11 protein-coding genes are annotated in these 17,756 nt (G+C 68.1%); 5 read left to right on the top strand and 6 right to left on the bottom strand.

The genetic code is table 11. From position 1 onward, the window contains the following. Positions 1–2: 2 nt before the first annotated feature. Positions 3–2,228 (bottom strand): putative bifunctional diguanylate cyclase/phosphodiesterase, encoded by a 2,226-nt coding sequence (locus DEH84_RS11015; protein ID WP_109036896.1) that lies wholly within the window; start codon positions 2,226–2,228, stop codon positions 3–5. Further along, the gene (locus DEH84_RS11010; protein ID WP_159098935.1) at positions 2,225–6,268 is read right to left on the bottom strand and encodes a response regulator; all 4,044 of its coding nucleotides are present in this window, start codon (positions 6,266–6,268) and stop codon (positions 2,225–2,227) included. Before DEH84_RS11010 ends, DEH84_RS11015 begins: the two co-directional genes overlap by 4 nt. Before the next feature lie 174 nt (positions 6,269–6,442). Here DEH84_RS11010 and DEH84_RS19135 point away from each other — a divergent pair, with 174 nt between their 5' ends. Next, positions 6,443–7,843 (top strand): sensor histidine kinase, encoded by a 1,401-nt coding sequence (locus DEH84_RS19135; protein ID WP_159098934.1) that lies wholly within the window; start codon positions 6,443–6,445, stop codon positions 7,841–7,843. 31 nt (positions 7,844–7,874) lie between these two features. Here DEH84_RS19135 and DEH84_RS11000 read toward each other — a convergent pair whose 3' ends face one another. From DEH84_RS11000 to apbC, 3 genes are read right to left on the bottom strand one after another with little or no spacing between them, the layout of a single operon-like run. Further along, positions 7,875–8,486 carry a response regulator gene (locus tag DEH84_RS11000; RefSeq protein WP_109036894.1) on the bottom strand — a complete coding sequence of 204 codons (612 nt, stop codon included), beginning with the start codon at positions 8,484–8,486 and terminating at the stop codon, positions 7,875–7,877. A gap of 37 nt (positions 8,487–8,523) precedes the next feature. After that, positions 8,524–11,112 carry a PAS domain-containing sensor histidine kinase gene (locus tag DEH84_RS10995; protein WP_109036893.1) on the bottom strand — a complete coding sequence of 863 codons (2,589 nt, stop codon included), beginning with the start codon at positions 11,110–11,112 and terminating at the stop codon, positions 8,524–8,526. Between the two features lie 13 nt (positions 11,113–11,125). Beyond that, the gene (gene apbC, locus DEH84_RS10990) at positions 11,126–12,250 is read right to left on the bottom strand and encodes an iron-sulfur cluster carrier protein ApbC (RefSeq protein WP_245932564.1); all 1,125 of its coding nucleotides are present in this window, start codon (positions 12,248–12,250) and stop codon (positions 11,126–11,128) included. Positions 12,251–12,378: 128 nt separating this feature from the next. Between apbC and metG the strand changes: the two genes are divergently transcribed. Then, positions 12,379–14,454 (top strand): methionine--tRNA ligase, encoded by a 2,076-nt coding sequence (gene metG / locus DEH84_RS10985; protein ID WP_109036892.1) that lies wholly within the window; start codon positions 12,379–12,381, stop codon positions 14,452–14,454. A 73-nt stretch (positions 14,455–14,527) separates the two neighbouring features. Here the strand turns inward: metG and DEH84_RS10980 are convergent, their stop codons facing one another. Continuing rightward, positions 14,528–15,568, bottom strand: a complete 1,041-nt coding sequence (locus DEH84_RS10980; RefSeq protein ID WP_109036891.1) for a CYTH domain-containing protein — start codon at positions 15,566–15,568, stop codon at positions 14,528–14,530. An 89-nt stretch (positions 15,569–15,657) separates the two neighbouring features. On the opposite strand from DEH84_RS10980, the gene DEH84_RS10975 reads away from it, so the two are divergent. The 3 genes from DEH84_RS10975 to panB all read left to right on the top strand — a co-directional run bounded on the left by DEH84_RS10975 (position 15,658) and on the right by panB (position 17,752). Next, complete coding sequence (locus DEH84_RS10975) at positions 15,658–15,858, top strand: DUF3460 family protein (protein ID WP_109036890.1); 201 nt, start codon at positions 15,658–15,660, stop codon at positions 15,856–15,858. Between the two features lie 50 nt (positions 15,859–15,908). Further along, entirely contained in the window at positions 15,909–16,760 is an 852-nt protein-coding gene (locus DEH84_RS10970) for a segregation and condensation protein A (protein ID WP_109036889.1), read from the top strand. Between the two features lie 167 nt (positions 16,761–16,927). Next, the gene (gene panB, locus DEH84_RS10965; protein WP_109036888.1) at positions 16,928–17,752 is read left to right on the top strand and encodes a 3-methyl-2-oxobutanoate hydroxymethyltransferase; all 825 of its coding nucleotides are present in this window, start codon (positions 16,928–16,930) and stop codon (positions 17,750–17,752) included. Positions 17,753–17,756: the final 4 nt, after the last annotated feature.

Below are 17,756 nucleotides of genomic sequence, written 5' to 3'. Positions count from 1 at the left end.
GTTCAATGCGAAGAAGGGGGCGACAGGCCGTCGTGCGTGGGCTCGTCGTCGGTGATGCGGGGCAGCAGGTTGACGGTCTGCGAGTCGCGCACCCACTGGCTCAGTTCATGCGCGGGCATCGGGCGGGCAAACAGAAAACCCTGGCAGATGTGGCAACCCAGGTCGTACAGCACCTTCATTTGCGACTCCTGCTCCACGCCTTCCGCAATGACGCGCAAACCGAGTGCGCGGGCCAGCGCGATGATGGCCGACACCACGGCCGAACTCTGCGGGGTGTCGCCCAGGTCGTGCACGAAGGAGCGGTCGATCTTGAGCTCGCTGATCGGCAGGGTGGTGAGGTAGGCGAGCGAAGAGTAACCGGTGCCGAAGTCGTCGATCGAGATCTGCGTACCGAGTTGGTTGAGCCGGTGCAGGGAGGGCACGACGCCTTGCAGGTCCTTCATCAGGCCGGTTTCGGTGATCTCGAGCTCGATGGCGCGCGGGGTGACCCCTTCGCGGGCCAGGATGCTTTCCACGCGTTCGACCAGATCGGGTTGCTCGAACAGCCGGCTGGGCAGGTTGACCGCGATGGACGAGTCGAAGCCGAACTCGTTCTGCCAGGCGCGGGCCTGGCGGGCCGCCTCGCCGATGGCCCACAGGCTCATGTTGTTGATCAGGCCGGTCGCTTCGGCCAGCGGGATGAAATCACCGGGCGGCACCAGCTGCCCGTTGCGCCGCCAGCGCATCAGCGCCTCCGCGCCCACCATGCGGCTGGTGCGCACGTCGATCTTCGGCTGGTAATACAGCACCAGCTCCTGGCGCTCCAGCGCCTTGTGCAGGGCGGTGTCGAGGTCGAGTCGAACCCGGCCCTTGCTGGCCAGCTGCGGGTCGTACATCTGCACGGCGTTGCGGCCCTGCGTCTTGGCCAGGTCCATGGCCACGTCGGCGTGGCGCAGCAGGTCGGGCACGTTCAGGCCGTGTCCCGGAAACACCGCGACGCCCACGCTGGCCGTGATGAAGCATTCCTGCCCCGCGGCCATCATGGGCTCGCGCAGCGCGTCCAGCAGGCGTTGACCGGTGGCCATGGCCTCCGCGTCGGTGCCCACCTCGGGCAGCAGCACCACGAACTCGTCGGCGCCCAGGCGGCCCACCGCTTCCAGGGTGCGATGGGTGCGCTGGCCGAGCATCTCCATGCCGCCTTCGATGATCTGGTCGGAATGGCGCACACAGTTGCGCAGGCGGCGTGAGACTTCGATCAGCAGTTCGTCGCCGGCATGGTGGCCGAGGTTCTCGTTGATGATCTTGAAGCGGTCCAGCCCGATCTGGAGCAGGGCCACACAATGGTTCTGGCGCTTGGCGTGTTCAATGGCGCGCTCGGCCCGCCAGAAGATCTGGCGGCGGTTCGGCAGCCCGGTCAGGGTGTCGAAGTTGGCCAGGTGCTTGATCTTGTCTTCGGCAATGCGGCGGTCTGTCACGTCCTGCACGATGCCGGTGTAGCCGATGATGTTGGCCAGCTCGTTGAACTCGGGCTCGGCCTCGATGTGCAGGATGCGCTGGCGACCGTCCATCAGGTTGACCTGGATGTCGTTGCACAGCACGGTGCCGTGGTTGAGCACCTCGCGCAGGATGCGGCGGAAGCCCTTCTGATCCTCGGGCGGCATCATGCGGATGATGCGACGCAGGCCCAGTCGGTCATACGGACCGAGGCCGAACACGCGCAGGCCTTCCAGCGAAAAGACCAGATCGCCGACGCCGCGGCGCCAGTCGAAGCTGCCCATGCGGGCCAGTTCCTGGGCGCGCGCCAGTTTGAACTTGCTGCGCTCCAGTTCGGTGCGGGTCCGGGCGGCGCGCAGCAGGTAGCGCAGCCGGCCGGCCAGCAAGCTCCACTGCGTGCTCTTCACGAAGAAATCGGTCGCGCCCACCTCGTAGGCGCGTGTGATGGACGCCTCGTCATCCAGCCCCGTGAGCATCAGCACCGGGATGGTCTCGAACCCGGGGAGCTGCCGCAGTTCCTGGCAGGTCGCGAACCCGTCCAGGCCGGGCATGACTGCGTCCAGCACCACCACGTCAGGCAGGTAGTCGGCAATCATCTGCAGGGCCTGCTCGCCGCTGCCCGCTTCGGTCACGGCAAAGCCACGTTCACGCAGGGCGATTGACGTCAGCAGCAGGTTGACCTCGTCGTCGTCGACAAGGAGCACCCGCGGTTGTTCGTCGGGATCGTCCGGCGCGAAGTGCGAGCCGAACGTCATCTCGCCGACTCCATCAGGGCACGAAGCCCGCGCAGCGCCCGTTCCGTCTCTGCGGGGATCTCGCGGATGCGTGGGTTCAAGTCTTCTCCTGTCTGGCGCCGGATCATGTGCTCGATTTCGGCGCACAGCTGCGACAACTTGAGCGCGCCGATGCTGGCCGACGAAGACTTCAGTGTATGCGCGACATGCAGGATTGCGGTCTGGTCCTGTGCGCGCATGGCATCTTCGAGCTGGGGCAGCATCCGGCTGACCGAGGTTTCGAACGCGCCCACGACGCGCTCGAGCAGCCGGTTGTCGCCGCGTGGGTCGAGCTCGCGCAGGCGTTTGAGCGCCTCGGCATCAAGCACGGAGGCGTCGGCGTCTGCTGCGGCAGCGGTGGAGGGCGGTTCCGAGGGGTGGTCGGGCGAGCCGGTGGGCAAAACAGGGTTCACGGTCGCTGGGTTGTATACCAGTGTCGGCGAGGGGGCGGGGGACACCGGTTCGGTTGTCGCCTTTGAATCCCTTTCCGCTGGGAATTCTGGCGTTGCGGGCGTGGCCTCGTCGGCACGCTGCGTGTGTTCCATGAGGATCTTCTGCAGCTGACTCTGACGGAAGGGCTTGGAGAGGTAGTCGTCAAAGCCCAGGCTCAGGAAGCGCTGTTCGTCGCCTTCCAGCGCGTTGGCGGTGACCGCGATCACCGGCGTCTGGCTGGGGGTGACGAAATGAAAGCGCGTGGTGGAGCCGCGACGGAACCACGTCAGCGCCTCGATGCCGTCCATGCCGGGCATCTGGATGTCCATCAGCACCAGGTCGAACCGGTGCTCGCCGAGCTTGCGCAGCCCCTCGAGGGCGGAGCTGGCCACCCGCACGTCGCAGCCCAGGCGCTTGAGCATCTGGCTGCACACTTCCTGGTTGACGGTGTTGTCCTCGATCACCAGCACGTGCTTGCCCAGGTGGGGCAGGTCGGCGCCGCTGTCGATGCCCAGTTCGGCGGTGATGCCCAGGATGGCCTGGCGCAACTCGGCCTTGCGAAGCGGCTTGGGCACGAACCGCTGGAATCCGACTTCGTGGGCCCGCTTCACGTCGTCGGGTGACGACACCGACGACAGCAGCACCATCTTCAGGTGGGGGTGACGCCCGCTGTCCTTCAGCGCCTCGGCCAGGCCGAGACCATCGAGTTCCGGCATGTTCATGTCGACGAGCGCCAGGTCGAAGGTGCCGTCGGGACAGCCGGCCGCCGTGAGGATGTCCAGCGCCTCGCGGCCGTTGGTCGCCTGGGTGACCTTCATGCCCCACGCGGTGAGCATGTTCTCGATCACGGTGCGGTTGGTTTCGTTGTCGTCGACCACCAGCACGTGGAAGGCGGGCATGTCGGGCTCTTCCAGCATGGCCATGTCGGCCTGGGTGTCGCCCACCCGCACGGGGATGCGGAAGACGAACTCGGAGCCCACGCCGGGCGCGCTGTGCGCCTCGATGGTGCCGCCCATCAGCTCGACCAGCTGCTTGGAGATGGCCAGGCCCAGGCCGGTGCCGCCGTAGCGTCGCGACATGCCGGTGTTGGCCTGCACGAAGGCACTGAACAATCGCGGCAGCATGTCCTGCGGGATGCCGATGCCGGTGTCGCGCACCATGAACTCGAGTTCGATCTGCGTGGCGGCCGCGTTCGAACTGCTCTGTCCGATGGCACGGCGAATGTCGACGACGACCTCACCGTGCTCGGTGAACTTGATGGCGTTGGCCACCAGGTTGGTGAGGATCTGGCGCAGGCGCAGCGGGTCACCGTGGATGACCGACGGGAGGCTGGGCTGCTCGCGGAAGCTCAGTTCCAGGCCCTTTTCATGGGCGCGGGGGGCCATCAGCTCGAGCGTGTCCTCGACCAGCGTGCGCAGCACGAAATCGCTCGTGGCCAGTTCGAGCTTGCCGGCTTCGATCTTGGCGAAGTCGAGGATGTCGTTGATGATTTCGAGCAGGCTCTCGCCCGAGCGGTAGACCGCCTGCGCAAAGCGGCGCTGCTTGTCGTTCAGCGGCGTGCCCAGCAGCAATTCCGTCATCCCCAGGATGCCGTTCATGGGGGTGCGGATCTCGTGGCTCATGTTGGCCATGAACTGGCTCTTGGCCAGGCTGGCGGCTTCGGCCAGATCGCGGGCGCGCTGCAGCTCCAGCGCCTGGTTGTGGTCCTCCGTCACGTCGGAGACCAGGCCGTAGAGCCGCAGTTGACCATCAGGCAGGCGCCGCGCGCGGGTGCGGTGGCGCATCCAGCGCATGCCCTTGCCGGGCACGATCATGCGCAGCAGCGCATCTGTGGAGGCCTCGCCCGCTTCCCCCGTTTCTCGCGCTTCCTGCTCGGCCAGCAAGGGCTGGTCTTCGGCGACGACCATGGTGCGCAGGCGGTGCGGCGCGGCATGGATCTCATCGGCGCTCAGCCCGTAGAGAGCCTGGGTGCGCGGGCTGAGGTACAGGTAGCTTGCACGGCGCTCGGTGGCGACGTACACGCCGTCGTCCATCGACTCGACCAGCTCGCGGAAGCGGCGCTCCGACTCCTCCAGGTCGGCCTGGGCCTGGCGCGCCGACGTGATGTCGCGCACCAGCGAGATCAGCAGCCGCGGCATGCCGTTGCCATGGCGCAGGGCAAAGTGCCGCGCGTTGACGACCTTCTCGCCGGCCGGGCTGTGCCAGGTGAAGTCGTGCTCGACGGTCTCGCCTGACGCGATCGCCTCCTCCATGAAGGGGCGGGCCACGTCCAGGCCGCCTTCACCCAGCGCCACCGCGATCGAGCCGCCGACCACCTTGTCGCGCTCGAGGTGGAACTCGACCTCGGTGTAGCGGTTGATGGCCACCACGTTCAGGTTGACCGGATCCAGCACGAACAGGCTGACGGGCAGGTTGCCGAGCAGGGCTTCGAGGAATTCGCGCTCCTGTTCGCGCACGTGCTCCTGGGCCTTGCGCCGCGTGATGTCGTTGAACAGGCAGACGTACTGGCTGCGGCCGCCGGCCTCGTCGAGCATCTGGATGGCATCGATCTCGCCCCAGTAGCGGCTGGCGTCCGGGCCGCCGTCGCGCCGCGATTCGTACGACATGCGGAAGGGCACGCCGCGGGCGAGGTGCGACTGCAACTCGGTGATGCAGGCGTTGTCCGTCACCTCATCGGCCAGCAGATCGGTGAGCTTGCGGCCCAGGGCCTGCTCTTCAGGCCAGCCGGTGAGTGCGACGAAGGCGGAGTTGATCCACTCGATCACCCCGTCCCGGTCGGTGATGGCCACCCCGCTGCTGATGCGCGATGCGACCAGGCCCAGGCGACCCAGGTGCTCGGCATGGCTGGCCATGCGCGCCAGGTTGGCGTCGCGCTGGGCCACAAAGCCAAGCTGGATGGCTGCGATATCCAGCACACGGGTCATCGCCGCGGCCTGCGGGCCGGGGTCGTCGAACTCGAGCAGGGCCAGCGGCCAGCCTTCGATGGCGACGGGCAGGGCCAGCACACGGCGCGTGCCGGCGGGGCGCCAGGCGTAGGGCGGCTGCGCCTGGGCGGGCAGGTCGCTGACGATGGGGCGCAGCTGACCCAGGGCCAGCCCCAGGGGGCGGTCATCCCGGTGCGCGGTGGCGATGGCCGTGACGTCGATGACGTCGTCGCCGTCGTTTCCCGTGTCCATCCACGGTCGCAGCAGGGCCGATTCACCGTTCCAGCCCTCCACGCGCAGGCAGATCCAGGAGGGCGAGCCGAGCGCCTCACTCAGCGCCTGACCGACGCGGTACAGCGCCTGTGGCAGGCTGGGCGCCGCGTGGGCCCCTTCGACGACCCGCTGGCTGAGCGCGAGGAGGTCGCCGGATTCAGCCGGCACCGTGGGGGCGTGCGAGTCGGCGGCCACCGTCGTGAGCCCGCTGCCCTCTCCGATCGAGTCCGGGTCGGCGGTGGTGTCGGCGCGGTGGCGCGCGGCGTAGCCCAATCCGGCCGCAGCCACGGCGGTCAGCATGAGGCCCACGCCCGACAGTCCGCCCAGCCAGCCCGCGGCCACGAGCAGAGCGAGGCCCATGAACAACAGGATCATGGTCCGGGTCGGGCGCATCGTGGGCGTGTTCTGGGGCATTGCCTTGTCATGGTGAAAGCACGGTATCGGGGAAGCGATAAGCGTTCTCATACTGCCGCAGTCTGTGGCAGTCTTCACGTCGACTTTAACCCGTTCGTGAAATCTGCAACCAGCGGAAGAAACCCCCTGCGGGGGGTCCTTACAATGATTTCGATGGCGCGCCCCGAAGATTCGACCCCGAGCAAGAGAGCCGGTTTATCGCACCGGCTGCCCTGGTATGCAGGGTGGATGGGCGTGGCCGTCTTCGGCGTGCTTGTTCTCGCTTATCTCGACAGCGCAGCCTGGGCATTTTCCTTGTGGGTGTTTGCCTGGGTCTGCGCAGGCTGGCTCGGCCTGCAACGGCGCCCGTGGCAGGAGGGTCCGAAATACCCCCCGGGCGTTTCCGGAATTCAGGTCTCGCCTCAGGAAGTCCTCGGCGACCGTTGGCGTGAATGGCTGACCGGCTGGTATTGGCAAACCAATGAAGCCCACAAGTTGCTCGCACTCAAATCTCCGGCGCGTGGCGTCGACGGCACAGATTGGAATGCCCTGTCCGAATTACTCGGGCAGCGCGCCGATTGGTGGCAATGCTGGGGCGATGAGCAGGTGTGGCAGCACCACCCCGAGTTGGCGCGCATGCGGCATTGCATGGCGCAGGGTGACGGGTGGCCTGGTGCCTTGACGGTGCCCGTGCCGCCCGGCTTGCGCATGTTGGGACAAGCCGACCGGGCGGAGGTCTGCCGGGTTCAGGGGGCGCCGCGCTACGCGTCCGACGGCCGGTTGCTGGGCTTCCACGGTGTGATCGAACTGGTGTTGCCACACCAGCAGACGGGCGGCGCCCTCGCCGCCGCACCGCAGGCGATGTCGGAAGCCGAGCAGGAGGCCCTGCGCTATGCGCTGTCCCACGATCTGCGGGCGCCGTTGCGCGTGGTGGAAGGATTCACGCGCATCGTCAAGGAAGACTATGGACGCTTTCTGGATCGCGTCGGGCATGACCATCTGGAGCGCGTGCTGGCGGCCTCGGCGCGCATGAACGGGATGATCGACGCGATTCTGGGGCAGGCGCAACTGGCCGGCACGGAGGTTGCGCGCGAGGAGATCGACCTCAGCACGATGGCGCGGGAGGTGGGCAGCGAACTGGCCCTGCTGGTGCCGTCCCGGTCGCCGGTGAGCCTCAGCGTGACCGATGGGCTGCGCGTCATGGCGGACCCCGCCTTGATGCGCCGCGTGATGGAGAACCTGATCGGCAACGCGCTGAAGTACAGCGCCAAGGTCGAGGCACCGCGCGTGGAAGTGGGCATGATGCCGGCGACCGATCCACCGGTGTATTTCGTGCGCGACAACGGCGCCGGCTTCGACATGCAGCACGCCGACAAGCTCTTCGGGCTGTTTCAGCGCCTGCACAGCGCCAAGGACTTTCCTGGCACGGGGGTGGGCCTGGCGGGCGTGCAGAACATCGTGCGTCGCCATGGTGGCCGCGTGTGGGCTGAGGCACGGCCAGGGGCAGGCGCCTGCTTCTATTTCACGTTGAGCGAAGCGGCCCTGGCGCGCCAGGGTGTGCGCGAACTGGCCTGACCGAGTCAGACACCGGCGCGCGCGGCAGAGCCTAGAGCGAGCCCAGCCCCGCCAGCACTTCCTGGGCATTGAGCAAGCGTTCGCACACCGATTCCAGCGGCCGGTCTTCCGCGCGCGCTTGCTGCGCCAGGCGCTCAAGCGCCTGCTTGCGCGAAACCGAATGGCGGTGCATCACGATGCCGATGGCCAAGGGCACGGGGTCGTGCAGCGGGTCGGAAGCCGACGTGGGTGTACTGAGGGGCGAGGCCTGCTCGCCCGGTGTGCTGCGCGCTTGGCCGCGGTTGGCAAAGGCGGCCTCGACGGCCGGCACGATCTGCTGGATGTCGAGCGGCTTGACCAGGTAGGTGAGGGCGCCCAGTTCCTTGACCTGCTTGATGGTGCCTTCGTCGGCAAAAGCGGACAGGAACATGAAGGGGATCTGGCAGTACTCGCGCAAGTAGGCGGCGACGTCGAAGCCGGTCTTGCCTTCCATGCGGATGTCGAGCAGCGCCAGTTCGGGCTTGTGTTCGCGTGCGAGCAGGATGGCGTCGTCGCCATTGTCGGCGTCGATGACGTCATAGCCCGCCTGCGACAGGCCGTGCGTCAGGGTGGCCAGCACCAGCCGGTCGTCATCCACCACCAGGATTTTTCCTTTGTGATTCACTCAAGTCCTCTGCGGGCTGCCCGTCGATCGCGCAAAGTCATGATTGTGGCCAAAGCGTGATCTGCTGACCAGTGCCTTCGGCGCACACCGGTGGGGGGGGCGCGACGAGGTGGATGCCCGGCGGATTCAGTTCGATGCGGGTCCGCACCACCTCGCCGTGCTGCGCGAGCGTGAGCCGGGCGCTGCGGCGTGGCAGGAGCGCACGCACCAGCCCGAGGCCGGACACGCCACCACGTACGCGGTCGAGGCTGAATTCGGGCGGCAGCTGCCCCGGGTTCAGGATGTCGATGCACACGGCCTGCTCGGTGGACACCAGCATGCACTGCAGCGGCGTGGGGCCGGGCCCGTGCTTGTGTGCGTTGGTGAGCAGTTCGTTGAGGCTGAGCGCGATCGGGATCGACTCGGCCTCGGGCAGCAACCAGTCACATGCGCGTGGCCCCTCCATCTGAAGGCTGATGGGGCGGCCGAAGGTGCGCTGGACCGATTGGGCGATGGCCTCGATCACGCTGTGCAGGCGCAGCGGGCCGCCGGTGCCGACCTGCAGGCCGTAGACCTGTGCAATGGCCTGCACCTGCCCGACCACCTCGGAGATGGCGGGGGCCACCTCGGGCTTGCGGGCGGCAATCTGCTGCAGCAGGCCGGCCACGCCCTGCAGGTTGTTCTTGATGCGGTGGTGCACTTCGCGCACCAGCATCTCGCGCTGCGCGATGGCGGCGTCCAGCCGCGCCTTCTCGGCTGCCCGCTGCTCGGTGATGTCCGAGGCGACCACGAGCAACTGGTCGGTGGCCTCGCCCTCGTGACGCAGCGGCAGGTAGTTGACATCCCACACCTGCGGGCCGCTGCGTGCCTGCAGCAGGTATTCGCGGTGAATGGCTTCGCCGGTATCGAGCGCGGCCTGCATGTCGGCCCGCAACGCGCGCGCCCGGTCGGGGTCGTACACCTGCTCGGGCGTGCGGCCCAGTGCGCAGCCGGTCTCCAGGGCCATGTAGGCCGCAGCGGCCTGGTTGGCCTGCACCAACGTCAGTTGTTCGGCATCGACCAGCTGGATGGCCATGGGCGCCATCTCGATGATGCGCTGCAGCGTGGCCTGGGCCTCGGCAGACTGCGCCTCTGCCTGACGGCGGCGGTCGATGTCGAGCAGGGCGTAGGTGGTCTGGCGGCGGTTGTGCTGGCCGTAGGTCACGACCGCGTTGCCCACCACCCAGAACACACGTCCGTCGCGGCCGACCACCTGGCATTCGAAGGTGTGAGACTGGCCGTCCTGCAACTCGTCGAGGTAGTCGGTCAGCCGGAACGGGTGGTCGAGGTCGGGCGTGGCCACGGTGCTCAGGGGCTGGCCGATGAAGTCGGCCAGGTCGCCGCCGAACATGCGGCGCGCAGAGCGGTTCATCCAGGCGATGCCGTTGCGCTCGATGGTGACGATGCCGACAAACACCGAATCGAGGATGGCGCGGGTGCGGTCGGCCTGCAGCGTCAGGTCCTGCTCCGCGCGGTGTCGGGCATCGACGTTGACGAACGAGGCGATGAAGCCCTCATCGGCACGCTGCGCATGCACCAGGCGCAAGGCCATCTCCGTCCACAGCGTGGTGCCGTTGGCACGGCGCAGGGCACGCTCGCCATGCCAGTGCCCCTGGCTGCGCAACTGGCTCATCACCTCCGGGTCACGGGCCTGGTCGGTGTCGTTCGCATACAGGCTGATCAGCGGCCGGCCGGCCAGCGTGGTCGCGTCCTCGTCGATCAGGTGCGAGAGGGCGGGGTTGGCGCTCTGGATGAGCCCGTCGCGGACGAACGCGATGCCGACGCCGGACAGCGAGAACATCAGATCGCGGTCGCGGCCCAGTGCCTCGAGTTGCGCCTGCTGGTTGCGCAGCCGGGTCACGTCCGACAGGACGGCGATCACCTCCAGCGGCTGAACCGACTGCCCCAGCCTCCGGATCGACAGCGTGTAGCAGCGCGGCGTGAGGCCGGGGACGCTGATCTCCAACTCGTTCTCGAACTGTCCGTCCTTCATCAGCTCGGCCGAGGCCCGCGCCACGACGTGGTTGATGCGGGGATCGCTTTCGAGCAGGGCGTCGAGGCTCTGGCCGGTCATGGTGCCCGGCTGGATGCCCAGCATGCGCTCGAACCGGCGGTTGCAGCGCACCAGGGTGTTGTCGCGCAGGTAGGCGATGCCGGCGGGAGAGCTTTCGAGGATGGTCGCCAGCTCGTACAGCAGCTGGCCCTGCTGCGCAGTCAGCCCGCTGGCCTGCGGAGGAATGGGGCGCGTGAGCGCGGCCTCCCGGATGGCGCAGAGGAAGCGGCGGCCCTGCGGGCTGTCGGTCGCCCACACCTGGCTGTGGAGGGCGACGGTCGGCTGGCCGGCACGGGGCACCGTGACCTGGGCCTGCATGGGGGTGTCGCCCGCCGCCAGCGCCATCAGGGTCAAGGGGGCGTCCCAGCCGCACAGTCGCTGCAGGGCAGCCTGGGCCTGCTGCAGGTCGCTGCCGGGCGTCGGGGGCGCGTCCAGCAGCGCCGCGACGGCCGCGTTGGCCCGCCGCACCTGGCCTTGTTCGTCAAACTCGATCAGGGCGAGCGGCACCAGATCGAACCAGGCGTCATCGACCGCGGGCGGGCTGTGGGGCAGCATGGGGTGGCAGAGGTCAGGCCTTGGACTGCACGGTGACCCCGGGCAGCTTGCTGGAATAGTCCTTGGGCAGCTTCGACATCAGGGCTGCGGCCTGGCGTGCCATGGCCTTGTACAGCCCGGCCAGCTCGCCATCCGGCTCGGCCACCAGCGTGGGCTGGCCACTGTCGGCCTGCTGGCGGATCTTCAGGTTCAGCGGCATCGAGCCGAGCAGCGGGACGTTGAACTCCGCGGCCATGCGCTTGCCGCCGTCCTCGCCGAAGATGTGTTCCTGGTGGCCACAGTTCGGGCAGCAGAACACCGCCATGTTCTCGACCACGCCGAGCACGGGCACGCTGACCTTCTCGAACATCTGCAGGCCCTTCTTCGCGTCCAGCAGGGCGATGTCCTGCGGCGTGGTCACGATGACGGCGGCCGTCAGCGGCGAGCGCTGGCAGATGCTCAGGTGGATGTCGCCGGTGCCGGGCGGCAGGTCGACCACAAGGTAGTCGAGCGGTTCGTCCGGATGGCCCCAGTTGGTCAGGCGCAGCAGCTGGTCGAAGGCCTGGCTGGCCATCGGGCCGCGCCAGATGGTGGCCGACTGGTTCTCGACCAGCAGCCCCATGGACATCATCTGCAGCCCGTGGTTGGTGGGTGGGTTGATGGTCTTGCCATCCGGGCTCTCGGGCTTGCCGCTCAGGCCCAGCATCATGGGCTGGCTGGGGCCGTAGATGTCGGCGTCCAGCATGCCGACGCGGGCGCCTTCTGCCGCCAGCGACAGCGCCAGGTTGACGGCCGTGGTGCTTTTGCCGACACCGCCCTTGCCGGAGGCCACGGCCAGGATGTTCTTCACGCCGGGCAGCAAGGCCTGGCCGCGCGTGGCCGCGTGCGTACGGATGTCGGTGCGCCAGCTCACGTCCAGGCCAGTGATGCCGGGGACTTCTTTCAGGGCGGCTTCCACCAGGGCCGTGTAGGCCGGCCACTGCGAACGCGCCGGGTAGCCCAGCGAGATCGCCACGCGGGCCACACCCTGGTCGACGGTGAGCGACTGGAGGTGGCGGGTGCTCACCCAGTCCTGGCCGGTCAGCGGATCGGTGACGGTGCGCAGGGCATCAAGGGCGGCGGTCTCGAGGGGCGTGGGGGCGTTCATGGTGGACTGCATGCAATTCTTTCCGGCTGGCCAGTCTAGCGCGGCCTAAAATCGCGGACTCCCTCCAGATTGAACGCAGGGTCTTGTGTCCGTCGCATCGACGCGTCGGCCGGGGCCCGGATGCCGCCTGCCACGCAACCATGCCACGCCAGCTCTTCGTCACCACCGCGCTGCCCTACGCCAACGGCCACTTCCACATCGGCCACATCATGGAGTACATCCAGGCCGACATCTGGGTGCGGTTCCAGCGCATGCAGGGCCACCAGGTGCACTTCGTGGGCGCCGATGACGCCCACGGCGCGCCCATCATGATCGCGGCACAGAAGGTCGGCAAGACCCCGCAGCAGTTCGTGGCCGACATTGCCGCCGGCCGCAAGCCGTATCTGGACGGCTTCCACATCAGCTTCGACCACTGGTCGTCGACGGACAGCCCGGAGAACCACGAGCTGGCGCAGAGCATCTACCTGGCCCTGAAGGACCAGGGCCTGATCGACGTGCGCCCTGTTCAGCAGTTCTTCGACCCCGAAAAGGGCATGTTCCTGGCCGACCGCTTCATCAAGGGCGAGTGCCCGAAGTGCGCGGCCAAGGACCAGTATGGTGATTCGTGCGAGGTGTGCGGCGCCGTCTACGCGCCCACCGAGCTGAAGAACCCGTACTCGGCCCTGTCGGGCGCCACGCCGGTGCTCAAGACCTCGGACCACTACTTCTTCAAACTGTCCGACCCGCGCTGCCTGAACTTCCTGCAGGAGTGGACGCAGGACGGCAAGCTGCAGCCGGCCGTCAGCAAGAAGATCAAGGAGTGGTTCACCAAGGACGAGAACGGCGAGGGCGGCCTGGGCGACTGGGACATCAGCCGCGACGCGCCTTACTTCGGCATCGAGATCCCTGGGGCACCGGGCAAGTACTTCTATGTGTGGCTGGACGCGCCCATCGGCTACCTGGCCTCGCTCAAGAGCTATTTCGCAGCCGGCGGCCCGAAGGCCAAGTACGGGGAGGCCCGCTCGTTCGACGAGTTCATGGCCGACCCGGCCGTGGAGCAGGTGCACTTCATCGGCAAGGACATCACCTACTTCCACACCCTGTTCTGGCCCGCGATGCTGAAGTTCAGCGGCCGCAAGCTGCCGAACCAGGTGAACGTGCACGGCTTCATGACCGTGAACAACGGCGAGAAGATGTCCAAGAGCCGTGGCACGGGCCTGGACCCGCTGAAGTACCTGAGCATCGGCATGAACCCCGAATGGCTGCGCTACTACATCGCCGCCAAGCTCAATGCGAACGTGGAAGACATCGACTTCAACAAGGACGACTTCATGGCCCGGGTCAACTCCGACCTGATCGGCAAGTTCGTCAACATCGCCAGCCGGGCCGCGGGCTTCATCGCCAAGCGCTTTGAAGGCAAGCTGACCGCGTCGCTGGGCGACGATGGCCAGCAGCTGCTGGCCACGCTGCAGGCCGGTCGCGCCAGCATCGTCGAGCAGTACGAGGCCCGTGAGCTGGGCAAGGTGCTGCGCGAGATCATGCTGCTGGCCGACCGCGTGAACGAGTACGTGGACGCCAACAAGCCCTGGGAGCTGGCCAAGCAGGAGGGCATGGACGCCCGCCTGCAGGAAGTCTGCACCGTGTGCATCGAGGCCTTCCGCCTGCTGAGCATCTACCTCAAGCCCGTGCTGCCCGCGGTGGCCGCCAACGTCGAGGCCTTCCTGAAGGTCGAGCCGCTGACGTTTGCCAGCGCCGAGCAGCTGCTGGGCGCCCACACCATCGGCACCTACCAGCACCTGATGCAGCGCGTGGACGTGAAGATGCTGGATGCGCTGTTCGAGCCGCCGCCTGCACCGGTGGTGGAAGTGCCCAAGCCGGGCGGTGAGGACATCGCCCCCACCATCACCATCGACGACTTCGTCAAGGTGGACCTGCGCATTGCGAAGATCGTCAACGCCGAGCTCGTGGAAGGCAGCACCAAGCTGCTGCGCCTGACGCTGGACGTGGGCGAGGGCCGCCACCGCAACGTGTTCAGCGGCATCAAGGAGGCCTACCAGCCCGAGCAGCTGATCGGCAAGCTCACCGTGCTGGTGGCCAACCTGGCACCCCGCAAGATGAAGTTCGGCGTGAGCGAAGGCATGGTGCTGGCCGCGTCGCACGCCGATGAAAAGGCCAACCCGGGTGTGTATGTGCTCGAGCCCTTCCCGGGCGCGGAGCCCGGCATGCGAATTCGCTGAGCCCGCGCGCTGACCGAGGAAGAACGGCCCGGTGTTCCCGGGCCGTTTTTCATTGTCGTGGTGCGTCAGGCGATCATGCGACCTGCTGCAGCAGGCGGGCCAGCAGGTCGAGCTGCAGCAGGGTGGTGTCGGTGGACCTCGCCAGCGTCACCGCCTCGTTGCCGGACGCCAGTTGCCGCGGTGCCGGCCGCAGCGCGTGGTACAGCGCCGTCACTTCGCCGGTCAGATCGTCGGGCAGCGCGAGCCATTGCAGGCGGCGCAAGCCCACCGCCGCGGCGCGCACCCAGGCGCGCACGTCCGATGTTTCGTCCGCAGCCACTTCGCTGAGGTTCAGGCCGACCTGTTCCAGCGCGGCGTTCAGCGCGGCCACCCGACGTGCGTCCGGCGTGGCGGGCGTGCCCGGGCGGGGGGCGGGTGTCCGTCGGCGCACGGGCGGCACCGGGCTCGGCGTGCCGGACGCGGCCTCACGGGCCAGCTGGTCGCCGCGGTGGGCCTTGGTCTGGGCATCGAGCCACAGGCCGTGCGCGGTCACCCAGTCCCGGGCGGCCGCGAGCACGGCGGCGGGCTCGCCGTCCACCAGTTCGATCTCCAGTTCGCACACCGGCCGTCGTAGCGTGCCGGCCTCGATCCAGCCCTCGTCCAGGGCCAGCTCGACCGTGCCCAGCGTCTGCCCAGCGGCCGTGACCGGCACGCGGGCGCGACGCCGGCGGATGTCGGTGCGGTACAGCGCCTGCAGCCCGGTCTGCGCGCCCTGCGGGTCGGTGTCCGGGTTCCAGGCCAGATCGCGCATCAGTGCGGCGCGGGCTTCGCCCTCGTGCAGCGCGAGGTCAGGCCAGGGCGCCTGCCCGTCGGCCGCGGGGGACACCGTCCGGTTGTCTTCCAGCCGGGTCAGGGCGTTGACGCCAGCCGCCTTGAGGGTCTGCACCCGCTCGTCGTCTTCGCGTCGCACGCGCAACGCCGCCCGGGCGCGTGCCAGTTTGCGGTCCGGCGTGTCGAAGTAGGCGGCCTGCAGCACCTGCGGCGGCGCCTCGCCGCCGGGAAGGGCGGCCACGGCGACCCGCACGGCGTCCAGCGCGTCGGCCGGGATCTGGAATTTCAGCTCGATTTCCTGCATGGACGAATTGTCTCGTTCCGGGGCACACCAGAGCCGTGCGGGCCGATAAAATGTCGGGTTGCTCCACGTTCATTTCACTGGAACCGTCCATGCCGCTTTTCTGGAAACCCTACAAGTCCGACGCGACGCAGTTCATCGACAGCCTCAAGCAGCGTGACCCCCAGCTGGAAGCCCGTCAGCGCGAAGGCCGTGGCCTGCTGTGGGACAAGGCCATCGACCGCGAGGCCCAGCAGGACTGGCGCGAGGCCCGTGTGCCCCAGAAGCCCTACGTCTACCAGACCAAGGCCTGAGCCCGGCCGGCTCACCTGACCGTTTTCGCCGCACGGTGAACCCGGACACCATGGCTGCCGACGCGGACGGCGGCCTGCCCGCGCCCCCGCTGGACGAGCAGGGTCTGCCCGAGGTCGTGGACCACGTGGCGGTGGCGCGCCTGTATGGCGAGCCGCTGTTCTCGCTGCCGACCGACCTCTACATCCCGCCGGATGCGCTGGAAGTCTTTCTGGAGGCCTTTCAGGGCCCGCTGGATCTGCTGCTGTACCTGATCCGCAAGCAGAACTTCAACATCCTCGACATCCCGCTGGCCGACCTGACGCGCCAGTACCTGGCCTACGTCGACCAGATCCGCAAGCGCAACCTCGAACTCGCCTCCGAGTACCTGCTCATGGCGGCCATGCTCATCGAGATCAAGTCGCGCATGCTGCTGCCGCCCAAGCCCTCCGAGGATGGGCAGGAGCCGGAAGACCCGCGTGCCGAACTGGTGCGCCGCCTCATCGAATACGAGCAGATGAAGCTGGCCGCGGCCGGCCTCGACCAGCTGCCGCTGCTGGGCCGCGATTTCATGCGGGTGCAGGTGCACTCCGACCCGTCCCTGGTGGTGCGCCATCCCGATGTCACCCTGGCCGACCTGCGCGAGGCCTGGATGGACATCCTCAAGCGCGCGCGGCTGCACACGCACCACACCATCACCCGCGAGGAGCTGTCGGTGCGCGAGCACATGGGCATCGTGCTGCGCACACTGCAGGGCCAGCGCTTCGTCGAGTTCGCCGACCTGTTCGACGTGACGCGGGGCACGCAGGTGCTGGTGGTGACCTTCATCGCCCTGCTGGAGCTGGGCAAGGAAGGCCTGCTGGACATCACCCAGGCCGAGGCGTTCGCGCCCATCTACGTGCGCCTGGCCTACCGCCCGGCCTGAACGGGGGGGCGACCGAGCCCTGCCGTGAGCCGGGGCCGCGCGCAGGGTCTGACGCCTTGCCGCCCCGTCGCCTGCAGCCCTGGCCTAGAATCGCGCCACTTCCGGCGGAGCCCGGGCCCCGGACACCCTGGACGGCGGCCACGGGCCCCCTCAGCTGAGGACAGACCATGAGCAGCACAGCCGCGCCCGCGCGCAAACCCGTGACCCTGCACCGCCTGCGCGAGATGCACGCACAGGGCGAGAAGATCACCATGCTGACCGCCTACGACGCGACTTTTGCGCGCCTCGTGGACGACGCCGGCGTGGACAGCATCCTGGTGGGCGATTCGCTCGGCATGACCGTGCAGGGCCACACCAGCACCGTGCCCGTGTCGCTCGACGACATGGTTTACCACACCCGCTGCGTGGCCCGCGGCAACCGTGCAGCCTGGGTGGTGGGTGACCTGCCGTTCGGCAGCTACCAGGAAAACCGTGAGCAGGCCCTGCGCAGCAGCGTCGCCCTGATGCAGGCGGGCGCGCACATGGTCAAGCTCGAAGGCGGCGGCTGGACGGCCGAGACCGTGCACTTCCTGACCGAACGCGGCGTGCCCGTGTGTGCCCACCTGGGGCTCACCCCGCAGAGCGTGCACGCGCTCGGCGGCTACCGCATCCAGGGGCGCGACGAAGCGGGTGCCACCACGCTGCGCCGCCATGCGCGCGAACTCGCCGATGCGGGCGCGGCCATGATGGTGCTGGAGCTGATGCCATCGCAGGTGGCGCGCGATGTGCAGACCGACAACCCCGGTGTCATGACGATCGGCATTGGCGCGGGGCAGGGCACGGCCGGCCAGGTGCTGGTGCTGCACGACATGCTGAACCTGACCCGTGGCAAGCTGCCCCGTTTCGTACGCGACTTCACCGCCGAGGGCGGCTCGGCTGAAGAGGCCATCCGCCGCTATGTCGCGGCCGTCAAGAACGGCAGCTTCCCCGACGAAACCCTGCACGGCTACTGAGCCC

The sequence above is a fragment of the Aquabacterium olei genome (genome assembly GCF_003100395.1).
GTDB classification, from domain to species: domain Bacteria; phylum Pseudomonadota; class Gammaproteobacteria; order Burkholderiales; family Burkholderiaceae_C; genus Aquabacterium; species Aquabacterium olei.
The sequence above is the reverse complement of the archived record's forward strand: the minus strand, read 5'-3'. Positions and strand labels throughout refer to the sequence as shown.